We start from the raw sequence: 19768 nt of genomic DNA on the forward strand, positions 1-19768 counted from the left end.
ATGGATCCCATCACCATCGCCATCATCGGCCTGATCGCCGCCCGCGTCGTGGGCCTGGGCGCCACCGACATCGCCTACGCTGTGCGCGGCAAGGACTCCCCGCGGTGGGAGGCCCGCAAGGCCGCCATCAAAGCCAGCGCCCAGACCGGGCGTCCGGTCCGGTACGGGTTCGGCGGCTACATGGCCGACATGATCGACGACGCCTGGATCAGCGCCCGCGAACGCCGTGAACGCAAGCACACTGGGCCCGCACCGCACAAGAACAAGCCGATGCGGTCCTACCTGGGGCGCGTGTGGGGGCACCGATGGGAAGACGCGGGACTCAAACACGACAAGAAGCACCGCGACCGTCAGATCAAGCGCGGCCTCGTCGACCCCGACACGCCAGTCGAGGGCAGCGTGGACGACGCGTTCGCCACGGTGCCGCGCGACCAGGCAGCAAACCACTTCAATACTGAAGGCGACCCGCGCGCATCTGCTGGTGACCCGTTCACCCCCGATGACTTGCGCCGCTACGGCGAATGGGTCAAACAACGGCTGGCTCCGCGGCATCACGCCGCAGTGGATGAGTGGGTCACGGCCGAATCGCAAGCCGCTCGCGACCGCTCCAGCTTTTTCGACCATCGGTTCACCGAGCTGGCCGATGTGGACAACTCATTGAACTCCTGGCTGAACGGCACCCATCCCGTTGTGGTGCAACGCCAGCGCAGTCAAGACCTTATCGACCAGGCCATGGACCTGGTCGATACGACAGCCAAGGAACCCACACAGGAGGAACCCATAGCAAACTCCGACACAGCAATGGACCACGGCGACGTGGACGACCTTCGCACCAACCCCAACCCGGATCCCGACGGCGCTGACATGTTCAAACACCCGTTGGACCAACGGCCGGACGCGTTCATGGCCTGGGTGCGACAAACCTACCCCGATTCCTGGCAACAGCGCCTGGAGTTGACACCCGAGCTCACGAAGTCCGAATGGGACCACCACATCTTGGACAAGGAGGCCACCACCACCGACACGCCCTCGGCCGAAAGCTCCACGCCGATGGAGCCGACCACGCCAAGCACTGTCACTTACCTGCATGAGTTCATCAACCGAAAGGACCCCAACACCATGACCACCACCGCCAACGCTGAGGCCGTCGGCCTCGACGACGCGATCACCTACGCCGAGCAGTCCACTCAGCATCACACCGACACCGCGTCGGCGCTGGAGCTGTTCAAGATCAGCCTCGCTCAGGGCGGCTGCGGCCAGGGCACCTTGGGCATCGTCGACGAGATCGACGACGCCAACACCGTTATTCAGGGCCTGTACCAGCGGCTGCACGACTCGCTGGTGCAGGACAAGGTCACCGTCGGCGACGCCTACAACGCCCGGCCCGATGCCGGCACCAAGGAATTCGTCACCAACTAACGCCCCACCGCGAGGCGGCCGACCAGTCGCCTCGCGGTCCACCACCATCGGAAAGGAACCGTCGCCGTGACCATCACCCGCGCGCGAGCCGCCACCGGCCCATCCCCGGCGGCGGAACCGGCCATCACTGATGGCGATCTGGCCAGCTTCAACCTGTCCGACTTCAACCCCAAAGCCACCACCCCGCCAATGGGGCCCGAACAGGGCAGGCCGCGCGACAAGTTCCACAAGCTCACTGCCAAACAGGCCGCGCCGCACTACGTGTCGGCGTGCCTCATGGCTGCCGCCGGTGCCGCGCAGTTCGCGACCACCGTGTCCGGCGAACCCGGCATCGTCGCCGCCACCTGCGCGACGGTCCTGTTCGTGGCGGGCGTGATCTTGTGGATCATCGCGCCGGTCCGCTACCGCATCACCACCGCTGCCAAAGACCTCGGCCGCGGCTGGGTCATCTCCGTGGCCTGCTCGATCCTGACCTGGCTGACCTACACCGCCGCGGCCGGCATCGACGTCGACACCGTCGCCGCCCTGGTCGGCGGCACCACCGTCTTGGGGCTGCGGTGGTGGCGTCAGCACCGCATCCCCAACCCCTCCACCGACCCGCCAGCACCCGTCACACCCAAGCCCGTGGTCATCGACACCGTGCTGCGTGAACTCGAGGAGCGCTGGCTTGCCGAGGTCGGCAGCAAGCACGGCGTCATGCCGGGCGCGACGCTATCGGGCGGTACCCCTACCGACGTCGGCGAGGAATACCTCGTCCAGTTCGCCACCGCCCACCACACCGTGTCCATGCTGATCAACAAGCTGCCCAACATCGCGGTCGGCTTGAAATGCGAAGTCAGCGACCTGATCGTGGAATCGGTCCCCGGCGACGCCTCACGCGCCCGATTGACGATCCTGACCAAGTCCCCGCTGAAGACGCGCACCGTGTTCGACACCGCCGACATCGACGTCGGCGCCGGGCGTCTGCCGCTGGGGCTGTGGGGCGACGGCACCGGGTACGCGTCCTGGCGCCTGTACACCGCCAACTCGATGTGGGGCGGGGTCATCATCGGCGGCATCGGCTCCGGCAAGTCCGTGCTGATGGCCGCGATCGCGATAGCCGCCAGGTTGCGCGGCGACACCATCACCTGGTTCATCGACGGCCAAGACGGTGCGAGCAACCCGGCGCTGTTCGCCGAGTCGGATTGGGCGGCAGGTCGCGAACGCGCCAAGGAAATGCTCACTGCCGCCGCCGAGGAAGTCACCTGGCGGTCCCGGCAGAACCGGTCGAAACGCTGGTCGGGTTTCACGCCGTCACCGACCCGACCGGGCATCCTCATCCAGATCGACGAGTGCCACCTCATCTTCGACGACCCCGAGTGTGTGGCCCTGGCCGAGTACATCGCCCGGGTCGGCCGCAAGGTCGGCATCGCGCTGGTGTGCGCCAGTCAGTATGCCGGTGCCAAGACCTTCGGCGGGTCGGTGCCGTTGCGGTCGTCGCTGATGCAGGGCAACGCCGTCGTGCTGTACACCACCAGCAAAGCCGAGAAGAACTTCTTCAACGGACTCGAACTCGATCCCTCACAGCTGCCATCGGACATGCCCGGCTTCGGGTACGTCATCGACGCCGCTGGCGGCAAGATGGCACCGTTTCGCGGCCGCGACTTCGAACGGCTCCCCGAGGTCGACGACCTGGACCAGGACAACCTGCCCGACGCCGAAGCGGACCTGAAGCACTCCATCACCTGGTGGCTGAGGCAATGCCCCGAGATCTTGCTGGACACACTGTCGGTCACCGCCGCCGACGCTGTCACAGGTGGCGGTTACACCCAGCGCCGCGAACGCCAAGCCGAAGACCTCGGCCGTTGGGACGACCAGGTCGCTGCCATGGAACAAGGCATTCTGCCCGCCGACTACCAACCCGGCGTCGATAGCCCCACCACCCGCCCAGCCGCAACGGGGCCGGTGGCGCGGCTGCTGCAACTGGTGCCACCGCGGCTATCGGACTTCCTGCGCCGCAGCCCCGCGAGTCCGACCACGACGGTGCCGCCAATGGGACTGAGCCCCGCCGAAGAAGCCGTGTGGATGGCCCTGGCCGACGCCGAATCCGGGCTGAAGCTGGGACAGCTCGTCGCCGCCACCGACTACAGCGAGACCTACGTCCGCGGTCAGCTCGACAACCTGATCGAAGCCGGCCACGTCGAGCAGCCCAAAAAGTTCGGCCCCTACCAGCTCACCAACCCCGCCGCCGAAACCGTTGCGGCCTAACCCATCACCCACGATCCGAACGGAGAACCACATGGCCAACACCAACATCACCTGCCGGCACGGCACAACCGGCTTCTGCTGGGACGACGCCACACCCGACCAGCGCAAACTGTTCGACTACGCCCACACCCATGCCTATGACTGGGCTATCGAGCGCGGCCTGGCTCGCGACGACGCCGAGCGCTACGCCGGGGCCAGCGCCGCTCACACCGTTGACGTCTACCCCGACGCCTACAGCCACAGCCTCAACCTCGTCAGCGACCTCGCCACCAAGTACCCGCATGTCAACTGACCAACGACTTACGACCCGCATGAAGAAGTGGCGACCCTGCGATGTGGAAGTCCCGGATCGCCGCCACGTGTCCCACCAGGAGGAAGGACAGATGACCAGGATAAACGACAAAGGAGAGCAGCACATGCAGCGTGAGAACGCCGCCAAAAACGCCCGCCGCAACCTCGATCGGGCCGAACGCGACAACCTGGACACCAACCAGCGCATCCAACTGGGCTTCGCCTGGACCCTGCTGTCCATCGCCGAAGAGATGAACCGGCGCACCCAGGTCCAAGCCAAGATCCACGATATCGACGGCTTCGACAAAACCTGACCCACACCAACCCGCGGTGGCCGCCATCCCGGTGGTGGCCACCGCCCCAACCGAAAGGAACACCGCATGGCCACAACGAAACTCCAGCTCGGCGACGTTGTCGTTCACATCCCGACCGGGCTCAAGGGCAAGGTCAAAGAGCTTGATGGCGACGACGTCCTTGTCAAGTGGAACGGCGGAACGCTGGTGTCGCCCGAAGGCGAGAACTGGCTCGATGCCGCCGATCTGCGGTTCTACGGCAGGCGCTGACGCTTCGCGCCGCGCGCGCTTTCCTTCCCCGCCAAACAGTCCAGAAACATCACGAACAATCCACAGGAGATACACCATGAAACTGCTCATCAACACCGCCTTGTTCACCGTTTTCACGCTGGCCGAGGCGGGCCTGCTGAAGCTCGTCGTCTACATCGCCCACACCCAGTGGCTGCCCGCGCTGCCCACGATCGACTACCTGACCGCCGTGATGGTGCTGACGGGCATCAACTTCCTGATCTCCACGTGGCGCGTGGGAAACAAGCTCGGTGAGGCCGTCAACAATGCCTGAACAGCGTGTCCGTATCGACGGCGCCGACGTGGCGCTGGGCGAGTGCGAATGGGTGCTGTGGGCGTCGTGCGGCTGTCCCAACGGATGCGCGCTGGCCGACAAACACGGTGGTACGCCGCTGGTCACCGAAGAGCTGGCGTGGCGCGCCTTCTACACCACCCGGCGCGACGTCGAGGACCACAAGAAGCGGGGCTTCCGTCTGGAGTTGATGACCCGTGATCGGTGGTCGGCCGAGGTGTATCCGCTCATGCTCCGCCCCGACTGTCCACACACCACCTAACCCGTATCCATCACAACCGACAAGGAGATCCACTCGTGAACAACGCCCTGAGCCGGTTCGGCAGCGACATTCTCGGCAAGTGCTGCTGGGCCCTGAAATACAACGACGGCCACCCCAACGGTGCGTGGTCGACCGGCGAGAAGCTCGCTGTCGCGCTGGTTCTCGACGACGAGGAGTTCCTGACTGCCGAGGACTACACGATCCCCGAGGCTAAGCAGCGGGTGTTCGGCGGCAGTTGGGAATGGCGCAACACCAACGAATTCGACACCTGGCTGGCGCAGCTTCGCGCCCTGCTGGGCAACAACTCCGCCTGAGCTGCGACCCACTACCCACAACAACCACCAGCAAAGGACACGCCACGTCATGTCTCACACCCACCAGCAAGACATTGAGTACCTGCGAGGACTGCTGAACCGCGCCAAGCACCACGTCACCGTCACCGTGGTCCACGGCCTGGCCAACGCCCGCCACCGGCTCAACGACCAGGGCCATTCGGACACCGAGGTGGCGCGGATGCTCACCGCCGCCAGCCCCCATTCCGTCGGAGCCCGGCACCTGCGCCGCACCCTCGACGCCATCCGCGACGGCCGCATCCACGTCGGCCAATACTTCAACGGCGCCGAAGCCGACCTCGGCGACATCATCGCCAGCTGGGCCACCAGCTCCACCGGCATCGACATCGCCGACACCATGGCGGCCCTCACGACCGAGACTGTCGGGTTCGACGAAGCCGTCGAGCAGGTCGACGAACTCCTGGATGAATGCGGCCGCATCACCGACTGGCTGTGGAAACGAACCGGCTAGCTAGACCATTTGCGCGTCCCGGCCGCCAGCCGCCAAGCACGACGGCCGGGACTGTGCCCCCATCTCACAACAGCGAGATTCACAACAGCGAGGAGCACTGAGTCTCATCATGGCACCCATTCGATCTGAAGACCGGCACCGCTACCCGAAAGACTGGAAGCAGATCTCGGCACGCATCCGCCACGGCCGCGCCGCCGGCCGCTGTGAATGCGACGGCATCTGCGGTACTGGGCACACCGGCCGCTGCCCGGCCCGCCAGCACCACCGACACCCCGTCACTGGGTCGAAGGTCGTGTTGACGGTGGCCCATCTTGACCGCACCCCCGAACACTGCGACGACGACAATCTCGCCGCGATGTGCCAACGCTGCCATCTGGCATACGACGCCGAACAGCATGCGTCCAACGCCGCCCGCACCCGATTCCGCAACGCCACGGCAGGCATGGAACCGCTATTCGGCCTCGACATAACCACCGGCGCGTGACGACTGTCACCGGCTGAGTGCGACGGGGATGCGATAAGCCCCGAGAACCTGGAACTCACCTGCCCAGCAAGGCAGCCACGACGCGAAGGATGAAGGCAGTGACCACGATGCACAACCACGAGGCCGAGCAGATCGTGTGCGGCGCGGCCATGCTCAACCGCGACGTCGTCACCGAAGTCGGCGGCATCATCTCGGCCGCCGACTTCTACACACCGAAGCACCAGATCATCTGGCAAGTCATCACGGATCTGCACAACACAGGGGAGCCCACGGACTCCACCGCCGTGCTGCAACGTCTCATGGAGTCGAAGGAACTGAACAAGGTCGGCGGCGGTGCTTACCTGTCCGACCTTCGAATGTCGGTTCCCTCGGCCGCCAACGCCGCCTACTACGCACGCATCATCGCCGCAGACGCCAAACGCCGGGAGTTCAAGCAGTTCGCCGCGCGCCTGGATCAGGCAGCTGACACCGGCGCCGACATCGACGCCGTTCTCGACCACGGCAAGACCATCCTGGATGCTGCGCCGCAACCGGCCTGGCCGACACCCATCCCGTTGACAGGGCACAAGCGGCAACTGCCGGAGTTCCCGGTCGACGCTCTGCCCGACTGGCTATCAGAGATGGTGGCAGCCGTCGCGGAGTTCTCACAGACCCCGCCTGATTTGGCCGCGATCACCGGGTTGGGGTGTCTGTCGACGGCCGCAGCGCGCAAGATCGATGTGGAAGTCACGCCCGGCTGGACTGAGTCGTCCAATGGGTACTTCGTGGTGGCGATGCCGCCAGCGTCACGCAAGTCGTTCGTGGTCAAGACCATGGCCTCACCCATTGAAGCCATTCAGCGCCAACTGATCGAAGAGGCTGCGCCCCGCATCAGGGAAGCCAAGATTGAAAAGCAAGCCGCTGAACGCATCGCCGAGACCAAGGCCGATGCGGCTGCCAACCTGGCCGTCACTGCTGACGCTCAGGGTAGCGATGAGGCGGCGGCCGAATACGACGACGCCAAGAATGCCGCGACGGAAGCCGCGACGGCGGCCGAGGAGCTCATCGTCCCGGCCAAACCCCGCCTGCTGGTCGACAACGCCACTCCCGAAACCGCCACCACCCACCTGCACAACCAGGGCGGGCGTATCGCGGTGCTGACCGCCGAAGGCACCATCTTCGACAACATCACCGGGCACTACTCGGGAAAACCCAACCTGGAGCTTTTTCTCAAAGCCCATGTCGGCGACACACTCGACATCACCCGCCGCGACCGCGAGGAAAACGTCGAAAACCCAGCATTGACTCTGGTGGTGGCGCTACAGCCCGACATCCTGGTCGACTTCATGCGCGTCCGGAAGGTACGAACCTCCGGCCTGTTGGGGCGCTTGCTGTTCAGCATCCCCGCCGACAACCGCGGCTACCGCAAGATCCGTCCGGCACCCATCCCGGCTTCCACCCGCGATGCCTACAACAAGAACATCACGACCCTTGTTCGCTCATTGCTGGACATCGACGCCACACACACCATCGCCATGTCCCCGGCCGCCGACCGAGCCATACAAATCGTGCACACCGACATCGAGGACAAGCTGAAAGAAAACGGGGCCCTGCGGCACATCGCCGACTGGGGCGGAAAACTCGTCGGCAACACCGCCCGCATCGCCTGCCTGCTCCACCTGGCCAAGCACTTCACGACCGGCTGGAACAAACCCATCGATGCCGACACCGTCAACGAAGCCAGCCTCATCGCCTTTTACTTCATCGACCACGCACTATCCACCTTCGATGACGTCGGCACCGACGAAGTCACCCGTGACGCCGGGCATGTCCTGGACTGGATCACCACCCAGAACACCTCCCGATTCAACAAACGCGACTTGTTTCGGGGCGTGCGATCCCGCATCCCTCGTGCCGGCCAGCTCGATCCCGCACTGGGCTTGCTGGAATCCCACGGCTACATCAAGGCGCTTCCCCCGGCTGCCCGCCACGGTCCCGGTAGGCCACCGTCCCCGGTCTTCCTCGTCCATCCCGAGTTCGCCAATCAGGGAGGAACGACTCAAACCGTTACGTCACAACACATCCCGGTGCCCGCCGCCAATCAAGCACAGCACCAGTAGACAGCGAGGAGAACAAGATGACCACAACGACAAAGGAATGGCTGACCGTTCCCGAGTTCCTCGACGAGTTCGACATCGCCCGCAGCACCTTCCAGGACTGGCGTGCCAAGGGCACCGCTCCACCCTGCCGCAAGCTGCCGAATGGGCAACTGCGGCTCAAGCGCAGCGAAGTCAACGAGTGGCTTGAATCCCTCGTCGACAACTCCGAGGTCGCCGCATGACGACCTCGAACGACGTGCGCATCTGGGCCATCGAGACTCGAAAACTCAAGCGAGGCAACAGCTACCGGGTCGTATGGTTCGTCGCAGGAAAGCGACAGCCACCCGAAACCTTCACAACCTGGGCTGCCGCGGACAGTTTCCGCTCGAAGCTCGTGGCAGCCCATCGCAAGGGTGAGCTGTTCGACATTGACACCGGTCGTCCGATCTCGTGGCTCAAGAACGAGAACACGATGAGCTGGTACGAGCTCACCTGCAAGTACGTCCAGGACAAGTGGTCACACGTTTCGCCGAGTCATCGCGAGTACATCGCCGATACTCTGACCGACTGCACCGAGGCCCTGTTCAAGACCGATCACGCTGAACAGCCGGAGCAGGCCAAGCTGCGCCTGGCTCTGCGGCGCTGGAGCTTCAGCGCCCGAATCCGTGACGGCGGAGAACCACCAGAAGGTCACGTTCCAGCTCTCAAGTGGCTGGAGAACAACACCATCGACGTCGCCGACCTCGGTGACGAAAAGAAGGGAGGGTTGCTTGTACGGGGCGTGCTGGCTCGGCTCAGTCAGACAACGAAAGGCAAGCCGGCCGCGGCGAACTCATTCAACAACAAGCGCCGCGTCCTCAACAACTGCTTGAAGTTCGCCATTGAGATCGGAGTCCTCGACGCGAATCCGCTATCGCTGGTCACTTGGCGTAAAGCCGTGGTGGAGAGTGCCGTCGACCCGGAGGTTGTGGTGAACCTCGACCAGGCGACTCGGCTCCTCGGTGCCGTCGCCGAGCAAGGGGAACTCGGCAAGCGACTGAAGGCGTTCTTCGGATGCATGTACTTCGCCGCGCTTCGACCGGAAGAAGTCATCGACCTTCGCCGAAGCAACATCGCGAATCTGCCAGAGGAGGGCTTCGGGTTGTTCCGGTTGACCAACGCCGATCCCAGTGTGGGGACAGCATGGACCGACACGGGGAAGGCTCGGCAGCGTCGACAGCTCAAGCACCGTGCTGTCGGTTCCAACCGGCCGGTGCCCATTCACCCGGACCTTGTCAAGCTGCTCAAGAAGCACCTTGACGAGTTCGGGGTCGGCCGTGATGGGCGAGTGTTCGTTGGACCCGAAAACGGATCCGCAGCTCATGGGTACCTGCGGGTATTCAAGGCGGCGCGCAAGACGGCATTCACTGAAGCCGAGCAGGACTCGCCGCTGGCCGCACGGCCGTACGACCTTCGGCACGCTTGCGTGTCCACCTGGCTGGCCGCCGGCGTCCAAGCGCCCCGAGTCGCCAAATGGGCCGGGCACTCCGTCGATGTCCTGCTGAAGGTGTACGCCAAGTGCATCGACGGGCAGGAAGGCGTCGACCTGGAGCGGGTTCTCCACGCCAACGCGACCGCGCAAGTCGACCGTGGGGGCGAATAGGGGGCGCACTCCCGGATACCGCCGTACACAATCGGCATCAGCCGTACATATGTTCGATTCAATATGGACAAGCCTCTGAAGTGTTATCGCACTTCAGAGGCTATTTTCGTGGCCTGACCTGGGCCTGAGATTGGAGCTGGAGAAGGGACTCGAACCCTCAACCACCTGTTTACAAGACAGGTGCGCTGCCAATTGCGCCACTCCAGCAGTGAGGCCGTCAGTCTCTTGTGTAAAGAGGATCGTCCGGCCTCGACGCCGCAACAGTCTACGGCATCAGTTGCGGAACCTCCACGTCGAATAGCCGTCGGCGGTGGGACAGACCAGCTGCTCACCACTGGCGGCACAGCCCGACTGGACCTCCTTGGAACCCAGACTCTGGCGCTCGCCGTCGCGCGCGCCGAGACCGACGATCTCGGTCGCCTCGCCGGAGGTCATCGTGTCGTCGCCGCCCCAGGGGTACTGGAGGAAGCTACCGCTGTCGATGCGGAGGTAATGGCCTTCCTGAGCCTTGCCGATCTTCTCGAAATCCGAGTCGTACAGCTGGGTCCTGGTGACCTCCTCGCTGTCCACCGTGTCCAGTGCCAGGGTCTCGCCCGCGACCTGGACGCCGGAAACCCTGGTCTCCTTGGGGCTCTGCCACAGTGAGACGCCGTCGGAGTCGTCCAGGTCGAAGACCGACAGACTGCCCGGCGTGTCGGTGTTGTCCTGGCTCTGGCCGACGCACACCCGGGTCTCGCCGCAGACCGAGATCGCCACCGGAGCGCCCAAACCCTTGGGCTGCTTCCAGCTGCCGAGCTGTTTGAGGTTGTCCTCCAGGTCGTACGCGGTCAGGTTGTAGCTGCTGGCACCCGTGGTGACGAGCAGTTTCCCGGCGTAGGCGATGAACGCGCTGTCGGTGTCGCCGACCTTGCCGTCCGTGACGGACTTGCCCTCGTCGACGTCGATCACGTTGACCTTGCCCTCGTCGTCGCGGACGTACATCAGGTGGCTGTCGTCGATGGCATCGCCGCCGATCGGGTTCTCGTAGTAGCTCCAGGTGTCGTCGTCACCGAAGCTGGAGATGTCCAGACCCGCCTTGACCGTCCACTGTTCCTTGCCGGAACCGTTGTAGCCGATGACGGTGTCCTTGTCCTTGTCCATGCGGATCAGCTTGTCGCCGAGCACCATGAACTCGTCCTCGACACCGACGTCGATCGTGGTCTCCTTGCCCGAATCGGGATTGAGGACGTAGAGCTTGGACTCCTCGTATCCCTTGCTGGCGGCGTAGACGACGCCGTTCCTGGCGGAGACGGTCCAGGTGCCCGAGGTGTCGTCGGCCGCCTCGAGCCCGGAGGTCCATTTCTCCTTGCCGGTCTCCAGGTCCACCGAGGTGAGGTGCAGCTTGTAGTCCTCGCTGGCCTCCGCGGCCATGTACGCCGCCGGGCCGTCCACGGTGCCGCTGACGAAGGTCACGGCGTCGGGGCCGACCCCCTTCGGGTACTTCGCCGTGCCGACGTCGGTCAGGTCGTGCATGTCCTGCTGCGGGTACGGATCCCGCAGCACCAGCCAGCCCAGAACCGCCAGCACCACGACGCCGACCCCGGCCGCGATCCAGCCGGTCTTCTTGCGGTACCACGGTTTCGCGGGCGGCGTCGGTGCCAGGAAACCTTCCGGCGGCGACTGTCCCGGCGGCGGCGTGTACGGCTCGCCGGGAACGGTCGTGGCCGGGGAAACCGGTGCGGCGGCGGGGAACCCGGCCGCGAGACTGCCCTCGGCGACCGGCAGCTCCGGCTGCTCCAGCACCGTCGGGGCGATGCCCAGCTGCGAGTGCAGCAGCCGACCCACCAACGGGATCCGGCTGGCACCGCCGACCAGGAACAACCCGGCCAGCTGGTCGGGGGACTGGCCGGTGGCGGCGATGACCCGCTGCGTCTCGGCCACCGCCCGCTCCAGCAGCGGACCGGCGAGCTTCTCCAGTTCCTCGCGGGTCAGGTGCAGCGACGACTCCACGCCCGGCACCGGGATCGGGGCGACGGTGGTGCGCGACAGCATCTCCTTGGCGCCGCGCACGTCGTCCCAGAACAGTCTCCGGTTGCGGCGGTCGTTGCCGTTCTGCGGCTGGGTCAGCTGCTGCCAGATCTGCGGGACGGTGGCGTTGATCGTGCGGCCCACGTAGTCCACCAGCGCCGCGTCCACGTCCAGGCCGCCCAGGTCCTCCAGGCCGCCGTCGGCCTGCACGGCGTAGCCGCCGTCCTCCTGGTGCCGGACCACGGCGATGTCGAGGGTGCCGCCGCCGAAGTCGAAGACGGCGACGCTCCTGCCCATCGGGATGGGGCGGCGCATCACCTCGGCGAAGTAGTGCGCGGCGGCGACCGGTTCGGGCACCAGCCGCACCGGCGGGAACCCGGCCTGGGCGGCGGCGTTCTCCAGCACCCCACGGAACTGCGGACCCCACTTGGCGGGGCAGGTCAGCACGGCGGGCGGCAGGTGGCCGACCGCCTCGACGGCCTTGGCCGCCACCTCCCGCAGGATCGCCGACAACAGCGCGGTCACGGGCACTTCGCGGTCGCCCAGCAGCACCGAGGTCTCACCGATGCGGTGCTTGGGGTTGGGCTCGAACTGGGTCGGGTCGGTCTGGGCGAGCCGTTGCGCGTCGCGTCCGACGTGAATATGACCCGCCTCGTCCAGGTACACCGCCGAGGGCATGACCGGCGCGCCGTCGACCAGCAGCGGCCGGGCCCGCCCGTCCGGCCACCGGATCACGGCCACGGTGTGCGAGGTGCCCAGGTCGACGCCCAGCACATAGCCGTCGGCCGGCGGCGTCGCCCCCGTAGCGGGCGCCCCGGCGGGCGAGACGGGGCTGGTGGGCACGGGCTGCTGGGGCAACATCGGCGGCGCGGGGCTGACCGGCTGCGGCGAGGTGTACTGCGGCGCCCCGGTAGGGGGCGGCGTGTGCTGCGGTGACCCAGGAGCGGGCGGCGTGTACTGCGGCGACGGCCCCGGAGCGACCGGCTGCGGCGTGGTGTGTTGCGGCGACGAACCCGGGACCGGGGCACCGGGCGACGTCGGCGCGGGATACTGCTGCGGCTGGCCGGGCGGATAAGGGCCGGGGGACTGGGGAGCGGCTCCGGGTTGTCCTGGGTAAGTCATAAGTCGGCAGCGGCTCTTTCGAGGTCTCTGGGCGAAAAAGTTTAGAAACCGATCCTACGCACGCTGGTACCGCCCACGTGGCTGGCTTTTGAAGGGTCGGGTATGACACCTTTTGCACCGTCCGGAATGCCCGGACAGTTGCGGCTTGAAGCCAACTGTCCCGATTCACCCACCCCGCATGGTCCGGGGCCTCCAACCTCCTCCCCACTTTTGACGGTAGACGAGTTCGGCTGAGGCCACGCTTAACCGCGACGATCTCTGTGGATAACCGAGCCAAGCGGTCAGGCCAACCGCCGACGGGTCACCTCGGCCAGCGCCACCGACGCCGCGACGGCCGCGTTGAGTGACTCGACCGCCGAGGCGATCGGGATGCGCACCCGCAGGTCACAGGATTCGCCGACCAGCCGCGACAGCCCCCGGCCCTCGGAACCCACGACCAGCATCAGCGGGTCGACCGCGGCGGGCAGGTCGAACAGGTCGATCTCGCCGTCCGCGTCCAGGCCCGCCACCAACAGCCCCGCCTGCTGGGCCTGCTGGATGGCGCGGGTCAGGTTGGTGGCCTTGGCGATCGGCAGCCGCGCCGCCGCTCCCGCCGAGGCCCGCCACGCCGTCGCCGTCATACCGGCGGCCCGGCGCTGCGGAACGACGACGCCGTGAGCGCCGAACGCCGCCGCGGAGCGGATGGTGGCGCCGAGGTTGCGCGGGTCGGTCACGCCGTCCAGCGCGACCAGCAGCGGCGGTTGCGGGTGTTCGCCCGCCGCCGCCAGCACGTCGGCGTACTCCTCGTAGTGGAAGGGCGGCACCTGCAGGCCCAGGCCCTGGTGCAGCGCGCCCTGGCACAGCCGGTCCAGTTCGGACTTGCTGACCTCCAGTATGGAGATACCCCGGTTGCCCGCCAGCCGGATCGACTCGCGGATCCGGTCGTCGAGCTCGGTGCCGTTGACGACGTACAGTGCGGTGCCGGGCACGTGCGCCCGCAGCGCCTCCACGACCGGGTTGCGGCCGACGAGCACGTCGACACCGTCGGAGTCGCGTCGCTTCGACTGGGTCGACGGACGCTTGGGACGGCCCGCCTTGGGGGCCCGGCCCTCGGCCGCCGCCGCCCGGCGTTCCTTCTCCTGCTTCCACTTGGTCTTCTTGGGCACGTCGGTGCCCGTGTAGGCCTTGTGCCAGGGACGGTCCGCGGCCGACAGCGTCTTGCCCCGGCCCGCCAGCGACTTCTTGCCCTGACCGCCGCTGCCCTTGGTGGCGCCCTTCTTGGACGACACCCGCTTGTTCCTCGGCTGTGAATTACCCGGCATGTGCTTCGGCTCCCGTCGCGTGGTCGGCTCGCGCGAGGCTCCAGCGCGAACCCTGTGGTCCGTCTTCGATGACCAGACCGGCCCGGGACAGCTGGTCCCGGATGGCGTCGGCGGTCGCGTAGTCCTTGTTCTTGCGCGCCTGCTGCCGCTGTTCCAGCACCAGGTTCACCAGCGAGTCCACCACAGGGGTCAGGTCGTCGCCGCCGGTTTCGGTCCACTGCCGCGACAGCGGGTCCAGGTTGAGGACGCCCAGCATCGCCCGCACCGACGCGGCGGCGCCCCGGGCGGCCGCGTCGTCGGAGGAGTCCAGGGCGGCGTTGCCCTCCCGGGTCACCTCGTGGATGGCGGCGAAGGCCGCCGGGGTGCCGAAGTCGTCGTCCAACGCGGCGGTGAAGTCGGCGCACAGGGCGCCGCCCTCGGTCGCGTCGTGCCCGAACCGTTCGGCGGCACGGGAAACGAAGTTCTCCAGCCGTCGGTAGCTGGTGGCCGACTCGGTGAGGATCGCGTCGGAGTAGTCGATGACGGAACGGTAGTGCGGCGCCGCCAGGTAATAGCGGATCTCGACCGGGCGGAAACCCCGTTCCCCCAAGGCTTCCACGCTGAGCACGTTGCCGAGCGACTTGCTCATCTTGGTGCCCGACAGGTTGACCATGTTGTTGTGCACCCAGAAGTTGGTGAAGTCCAGCCCCGCGGCGCGCGACTGGGCCAGCTCGTTCTCGTGGTGCGGGAACATCAGGTCGGTGCCGCCGCCGTGGATGTCGAAGGCGTCGCCCAGGTAGCGGCGCGACATGGCCGAGCACTCCAGGTGCCAGCCGGGCCGTCCCCGTCCATAGGGGGTGTTCCAGGACGAGTCGGCGGGTTCGCCGGGTTTGGCGGCCTTCCACAGCGCGAAGTCACGCGGGTCGCGTTTGACCGACTCGTCGCCGTCGTCGGGGCACAGCATGTCCTCCGGTTTGCGGTGCGACAGCGCCCCGTACTCCGGGTACGACTCGACCGAGAAGTAGACGTCGCCGTTGCCGGGCGCGTAGGCGTGCCCCTTGTTGATCAGCTCGGCGATCAGGTCCATCATCTCCGGGACGTGCCCGGTGGCGCGCGGTTCGTAGGTCGGCGGACGCACGCCCAGCGCCTCGTAGTCGGCGGCGAGCCGTCGCTCGTTCTCGAACGAGATCGCCCACCAGGGACGGTCCTGTTCGCGCGACTTGGCCAGCACCTTGTCCTCGATGTCGGTGACGTTGCGGACGTAGGTGACGTCCAGTCCCCGGTGCTGGAACCAGGAGCACATGATGTCGTAGTTGACGCCGTTGCGGAGATGCCCGATATGCGGCGGACCCTGGAGGGTGAGTCCACACAGGTATATGCTCACCTTGCCGGGAACGCGCGGCACGAAGTCGCGCACCTTCCGGGTACCGGTGTCATAAAGTCGCAAACTCACTGGTCGATGGTACGTCAGGCGTGCCGCCGACTCGGTCAGGCATCACACCGCGCGTACGTTGCTCCATGTCACACCCGGGGGCTACGGTCGAAGCATGAACACCACGTCGACGCGGCACTCTGACGGATCAGGGCGCCTGGTCGACCGTTACGGACGTACCGCGGTTGACCTGCGCGTGTCATTGACCGACCGCTGCAACCTGCGGTGCACCTACTGCATGCCCGCCGAGGGGCTGGCCTGGCTGCCCCGCCAGGAGATCCTCACCGACGATGAGATCGTGCGGCTGGTGGGCCTCGCCGTCACCCGGCTGGGCGTCACCCAGGTGAGGTTCACCGGCGGCGAGCCGCTGCTGCGCCCGGCCCTGGCCGACATCGTCGCCCGCACCACCGCGCTGGAACCCCGGCCCCGGGTCAGTCTGACCACCAACGCCATCGGCCTGAAGCGGATGGCCCCGGCCCTGCGCGAGGCCGGGCTCGACCGGGTCAACATCTCGCTCGACACCCTGGATCCGGCCCGGTTCAAGACCCTGGCCCACCGCGACCGCCTGAACGACACAGTGGAGGGTATCGCCGCCGCCAAGGCCGCGGGCCTGGTCCCGGTCAAGGTCAACTCGGTACTGATGCGCGGCGTCAACGAGGACGAGGCGGTGCCACTGCTGCGATTCGCCCTCGAACACGGCTACGAACTGCGCTTCATCGAGCAGATGCCGCTGGACGCCCAGCACGGCTGGAGCCGCGAGAACATGGTCACCGCCGAAGAGATCTTGACCCAACTGCGCACCACCTTCAACCTGACCCCCGACCCGGTGCCGCGCGGCGCCGCCCCCGCCGAGACCTGGCTGATCGACGGCGGCCCGGCCAAGGTCGGCGTCATCGGCTCGGTCACCCGCCCGTTCTGCGGCGACTGCGACCGCACCCGTCTCACCGCCGACGGCCAGGTCCGCGCCTGCCTGTTCAGCACCACCGAAACCGACCTGCGCGCCATGCTGCGCGGCGACGCCTCCGACGAGGACATCGCCGAGGCCTGGCGCAAGACCATGTGGGCCAAGCTGCCCGGCCACGCGATCGACGACGAGACCTTCCTGCAACCGCCGCGCCCCATGTCCGCGATCGGAGGCTGACCGTGCCCGCCACCCCGCACGCGCCCGCCTCGCTGTCGCCCGGCATCGCGACGCGACGGCCGAACGCGGCCCCTCGCAAGCCAAGCTCCCCGCTCTCCCGCGCAGGTGCTGCGGCTCGGCGCCCGAACGCGACAGCTCGCCGAAAGCCAAGCCCCTCGCCGTCCCGCGCCAGTGCCGCGGCTCGGCGGCTGAGCGCGGGGGCGCCCCGCAAGCCAAGCCCGTCGCTGTCCCTGGCTGGGGGCCGTCGATGGTGACGGTGCGGTTCTTCGCCGGTGCCCGGGCCGCCGCGGGGGTTGCCGAGGCTCGGGTGAGTGCGACGACGGTCGCCGAGCTCAAGGCCGTCCTCGTCAAGGAGTACGGTGCCGAGTTGGCCCGGGTGCTGCCCGCGTGTGGACTGCTCGTCGACGGCGTGTCCAACCACGAGGATCTGTCCACACTCACCGACGGTGCCACTGTGGATGTGCTGCCGCCGTTCGCCGGTGGATAAACCTGTATCCACGACGAGTGAACCCGGAAGTCACATGTGAGATTTGTCCTGACCCCCTGTCTTCACACGTGAGAACTGTTTTGACAAGATCTCGGCGTGGGCCCAACATTCAAATGTGCCGCATCGGGACAGCCATTACGCCGACATGCGCTGAGTCACCCAGAATTACGACTTAGGACGGTGGAGGCATGAACTCAGAACCACAGGCATTGTTCGAACTGCCGGTCGGGGCGCGGGTGCCCCGGCCCAGCCGTGAGTCCTCCCGCCCTCGCACCGCGACCGTGGCCCGGCTCGTCCCGATGCCCGAACCGCTGTTGCCCGCCCGCCCCGAACCGATCATTCAGGACGGTCCCTGCCTGGCCGGCATGGAGGAGGTCGGCACCGGCCTGCTCGACCACGCCGACGCCATGCAACGGGTCGCCGCGTCCGCCCCACCCGGCCCGCTGCTCATCAACGCCGGACCCGGCACCGGGAAGACCCACGTCCTGGTGCGCCGGATCGCTTACCACATCGAGGAACTGCACATCCCCGCCTCGCAGTGCCTCGTCCTGACCGCCGGCTCGCCCGACACCGTCCGCACCGACCTGGCCGAGCTCATCGGCTCGCACTGCGACGAGATCACCATCGCCGCCTTCGGCGACATCCAGATCCGCGACGTCCCGGCGCTGGGCCACCTGTTCGTCGACGACATCCACCGCATGTCGCCCAAGCTGTACGACGCGCTGCGCGCCGACCGGGGCGCCCAGCCCGCGTTCACCGCCACCGGCGACCCCGACTCGGCCCTCCACGACGGACCCAGCCCGTTCGAGAGCTTCCCGTCCGACTACCCCGACGCCCGCGTCGTCCGCCTGACCCGCAACTACCGCAGCACCGCGCCCATCATCGCCGCCGCCATGCAGCTCATCACCCCGGTGACCCGCGCCCCGGGCCGCACCATGCTGCCCGAGCGCCCCGCCGCGACCACCGCCCCCATCGGACGGTACTTCGCGCCCGCCGACGCCGCCGAACGCGACTTCGCCGCCAACCTGCCCGCCACCCTCGCCGCGTCGGGCATCGACGCCGCCGACGTCATGGTGCTGCGCCCGGGCGGCGGCGAGATCGCGGGCGTCCCGTCACTGTCCATCGCGGAATCCGCCGGACGCCAGTTCCGCGCCGTGTGCCTGCTCGGCGTCACCGCCAAGAACTTCCCCGACACCCCCGCCGCCCGCCGCGCCCTGTTCACGGCGATGACCCGAGCCGGGGATCTGTTGTACCTCAGCCATTCCGGCGCCGCCTCCCCACTCCTCAACGGCATCGACGCGGGCCTGTTCTCCGCCTTCGGCCGGGTAGCGGTCCGCTCCCCACGCGTCGAACAACCCCGGCTGCTGTGACACCGAGGACGTATCCTGTCCGACAGACGGCGCTTCGCCAACGGCCCGAAACCCCCGAGGAGACTCATCGATGTCGATGCATGACCCACGGCGGGACGACCACGCCCCCGACCCCTACGACGCCGCCGACGACACCCGCTCCCCGGACTCCGACTACCCACCCCCCGAGGGCTTCTCACCCGAGGGCGGCTTCAAGGGCTTCCCACGCGTCGAACCCGACCAGCCCCGCATCGCACCGACCCCACCCCCACCACCGCGCCGCAACCTGTGGCTCACCCTCACCGCCATCGCGGCACTGACAGCGGCGACCGTCACGGGCATCGTCCTGCTCGGCTCCTCCCCACCTGACAAACCCACCACAGAGGAATCGGAAAGCCCCGCACCCCGTCCCACCGACGCGTACCCCGACTACGCCGACGACGACATGGTCCGCGCCCAGATCGGCGACTGCATCACCTTCGACGACAAGGACGACGACGAGAGCTGGCGCGTCGTCGACTGCGACGCGAAGGAAGCCCTCGGCAAGGTCTACGCCTTCGCCGTGGGCACCACCAGCGGCGACGAATGCCCCAAACTCCCCAAGGGCACCAAAACCCGCTACCACTACGCGCTGGACTACCGCGAATCCGACCGCGACGACTACGTCGTGTGCGCGGCGGACATCAAGAAGAAGGACTGACGACGAAAGGGCCGCCACAAAGTGACGACCCTTCCGATATCAATGGCGGAGGATAGGGGATTCGAACCCCTGAGGGCTTGCACCCAACCCGCTTTCCAAGCGAGCGCCATAGGCCACTAGGCGAATCCTCCGCGAAGGAGAATACCGGTG

The 19768-nt window shown here is 67.0% G+C and carries 20 protein-coding genes, 2 tRNA genes and 1 pseudogene; 18 read left to right on the plus strand and 5 right to left on the minus strand.

The features are described from left to right. The 13 genes from SNAS_RS01695 to SNAS_RS01755 all read left to right on the plus strand — a co-directional run bounded on the left by SNAS_RS01695 (position 1) and on the right by SNAS_RS01755 (position 10100). On the plus strand, positions 1–1419 hold the full coding sequence (locus SNAS_RS01695) for a hypothetical protein (RefSeq protein WP_013015628.1): 1419 nt from the start codon (positions 1–3) through the stop codon (positions 1417–1419). A gap of 66 nt (positions 1420–1485) precedes the next feature. Beyond that, positions 1486–3666: a MarR family transcriptional regulator gene (locus tag SNAS_RS01700; protein ID WP_013015629.1), complete on the plus strand. Its 2181-nt coding sequence runs from the start codon at positions 1486–1488 to the stop codon at positions 3664–3666. 31 nt (positions 3667–3697) lie between these two features. Next, positions 3698–3958: a hypothetical protein gene (locus SNAS_RS01705; protein WP_013015630.1), complete on the plus strand. Its 261-nt coding sequence runs from the start codon at positions 3698–3700 to the stop codon at positions 3956–3958. A 91-nt stretch (positions 3959–4049) separates the two neighbouring features. Further along, positions 4050–4271 carry a hypothetical protein gene (locus SNAS_RS01710; protein ID WP_013015631.1) on the plus strand — a complete coding sequence of 74 codons (222 nt, stop codon included), beginning with the start codon at positions 4050–4052 and terminating at the stop codon, positions 4269–4271. A 66-nt stretch (positions 4272–4337) separates the two neighbouring features. After that, a complete protein-coding gene (locus tag SNAS_RS01715) occupies positions 4338–4520 on the plus strand; it encodes a hypothetical protein (protein ID WP_013015632.1) in 183 nt (60 codons plus the stop codon). 76 nt (positions 4521–4596) lie between these two features. Further along, entirely contained in the window at positions 4597–4812 is a 216-nt protein-coding gene (locus SNAS_RS01720; RefSeq protein ID WP_013015633.1) for a hypothetical protein, read from the plus strand. Then, complete coding sequence (locus tag SNAS_RS01725; RefSeq protein WP_013015634.1) at positions 4805–5092, plus strand: hypothetical protein; 288 nt, start codon at positions 4805–4807, stop codon at positions 5090–5092. The genes SNAS_RS01720 and SNAS_RS01725 overlap by 8 nt, the downstream gene beginning before the upstream one ends. Before the next feature lie 35 nt (positions 5093–5127). Beyond that, entirely contained in the window at positions 5128–5406 is a 279-nt protein-coding gene (locus tag SNAS_RS01730) for a hypothetical protein (protein WP_013015635.1), read from the plus strand. Between the two features lie 49 nt (positions 5407–5455). Beyond that, positions 5456–5896 carry a hypothetical protein gene (locus SNAS_RS01735; RefSeq protein ID WP_013015636.1) on the plus strand — a complete coding sequence of 147 codons (441 nt, stop codon included), beginning with the start codon at positions 5456–5458 and terminating at the stop codon, positions 5894–5896. A gap of 109 nt (positions 5897–6005) precedes the next feature. Next, the gene (locus tag SNAS_RS01740; RefSeq protein ID WP_013015637.1) at positions 6006–6380 is read left to right on the plus strand and encodes a hypothetical protein; all 375 of its coding nucleotides are present in this window, start codon (positions 6006–6008) and stop codon (positions 6378–6380) included. Positions 6381–6487: 107 nt separating this feature from the next. Further along, positions 6488–8479 (plus strand): DUF3987 domain-containing protein, encoded by a 1992-nt coding sequence (locus tag SNAS_RS01745; RefSeq protein WP_244409150.1) that lies wholly within the window; start codon positions 6488–6490, stop codon positions 8477–8479. A 17-nt stretch (positions 8480–8496) separates the two neighbouring features. Continuing rightward, the gene (locus SNAS_RS01750) at positions 8497–8700 is read left to right on the plus strand and encodes a helix-turn-helix transcriptional regulator (protein WP_013015639.1); all 204 of its coding nucleotides are present in this window, start codon (positions 8497–8499) and stop codon (positions 8698–8700) included. Continuing rightward, a complete protein-coding gene (locus tag SNAS_RS01755; RefSeq protein ID WP_013015640.1) occupies positions 8697–10100 on the plus strand; it encodes a tyrosine-type recombinase/integrase in 1404 nt (467 codons plus the stop codon). Before SNAS_RS01750 ends, SNAS_RS01755 begins: the two co-directional genes overlap by 4 nt. A 131-nt stretch (positions 10101–10231) precedes the next feature. Here SNAS_RS01755 and SNAS_RS01760 read toward each other — a convergent pair. Then, positions 10232–10307 (minus strand) — tRNA-Thr (locus SNAS_RS01760). A 66-nt stretch (positions 10308–10373) separates the two neighbouring features. Then, entirely contained in the window at positions 10374–12950 is a 2577-nt protein-coding gene (locus SNAS_RS32225) for an Hsp70 family protein (RefSeq protein ID WP_013015641.1), read from the minus strand. Here SNAS_RS32225 and SNAS_RS35575 point away from each other — a divergent pair. Then, positions 12943–13182, plus strand: a complete 240-nt coding sequence (locus tag SNAS_RS35575; protein ID WP_169313839.1) for a hypothetical protein — start codon at positions 12943–12945, stop codon at positions 13180–13182. The genes SNAS_RS32225 and SNAS_RS35575 overlap by 8 nt on opposite strands. Positions 13183–13510: 328 nt before the next feature. Here the strand turns inward: SNAS_RS35575 and rlmB are convergent, their stop codons facing one another. Beyond that, the gene (gene rlmB / locus SNAS_RS01770; protein WP_013015642.1) at positions 13511–14530 is read right to left on the minus strand and encodes a 23S rRNA (guanosine(2251)-2'-O)-methyltransferase RlmB; all 1020 of its coding nucleotides are present in this window, start codon (positions 14528–14530) and stop codon (positions 13511–13513) included. Beyond that, a complete protein-coding gene (cysS, locus tag SNAS_RS01775) occupies positions 14520–15962 on the minus strand; it encodes a cysteine--tRNA ligase (protein ID WP_013015643.1) in 1443 nt (480 codons plus the stop codon). The genes rlmB and cysS overlap by 11 nt, the downstream gene beginning before the upstream one ends. Positions 15963–16056: 94 nt before the next feature. Here cysS and moaA point away from each other — a divergent pair, with 94 nt between their 5' ends. The 4 genes and pseudogenes from moaA (at position 16057) to SNAS_RS01795 (ending at position 19618) form a co-directional block, all read left to right on the plus strand. Then, positions 16057–17082 carry a GTP 3',8-cyclase MoaA gene (moaA, locus tag SNAS_RS01780; protein ID WP_013015644.1) on the plus strand — a complete coding sequence of 342 codons (1026 nt, stop codon included), beginning with the start codon at positions 16057–16059 and terminating at the stop codon, positions 17080–17082. A 247-nt stretch (positions 17083–17329) separates the two neighbouring features. Next, on the plus strand, positions 17330–17569 hold the full coding sequence (locus SNAS_RS01785; protein WP_013015645.1) for a MoaD/ThiS family protein: 240 nt from the start codon (positions 17330–17332) through the stop codon (positions 17567–17569). Between the two features lie 350 nt (positions 17570–17919). Then, positions 17920–18091 (plus strand): annotated as a pseudogene (locus SNAS_RS37405) (UvrD-helicase domain-containing protein); the annotation flags it as partial. 918 nt (positions 18092–19009) lie between these two features. Then, positions 19010–19618 carry an LppU/SCO3897 family protein gene (locus SNAS_RS01795; protein WP_013015647.1) on the plus strand — a complete coding sequence of 203 codons (609 nt, stop codon included), beginning with the start codon at positions 19010–19012 and terminating at the stop codon, positions 19616–19618. A gap of 43 nt (positions 19619–19661) precedes the next feature. Here the strand turns inward: SNAS_RS01795 and SNAS_RS01800 are convergent. Further along, positions 19662–19749: transfer RNA gene (locus SNAS_RS01800), tRNA-Ser, on the minus strand. Positions 19750–19768: the final 19 nt, after the last annotated feature.

Source organism: Stackebrandtia nassauensis DSM 44728, assembly GCF_000024545.1.
Lineage (GTDB): Bacteria > Actinomycetota > Actinomycetes > Mycobacteriales > Micromonosporaceae > Stackebrandtia > Stackebrandtia nassauensis.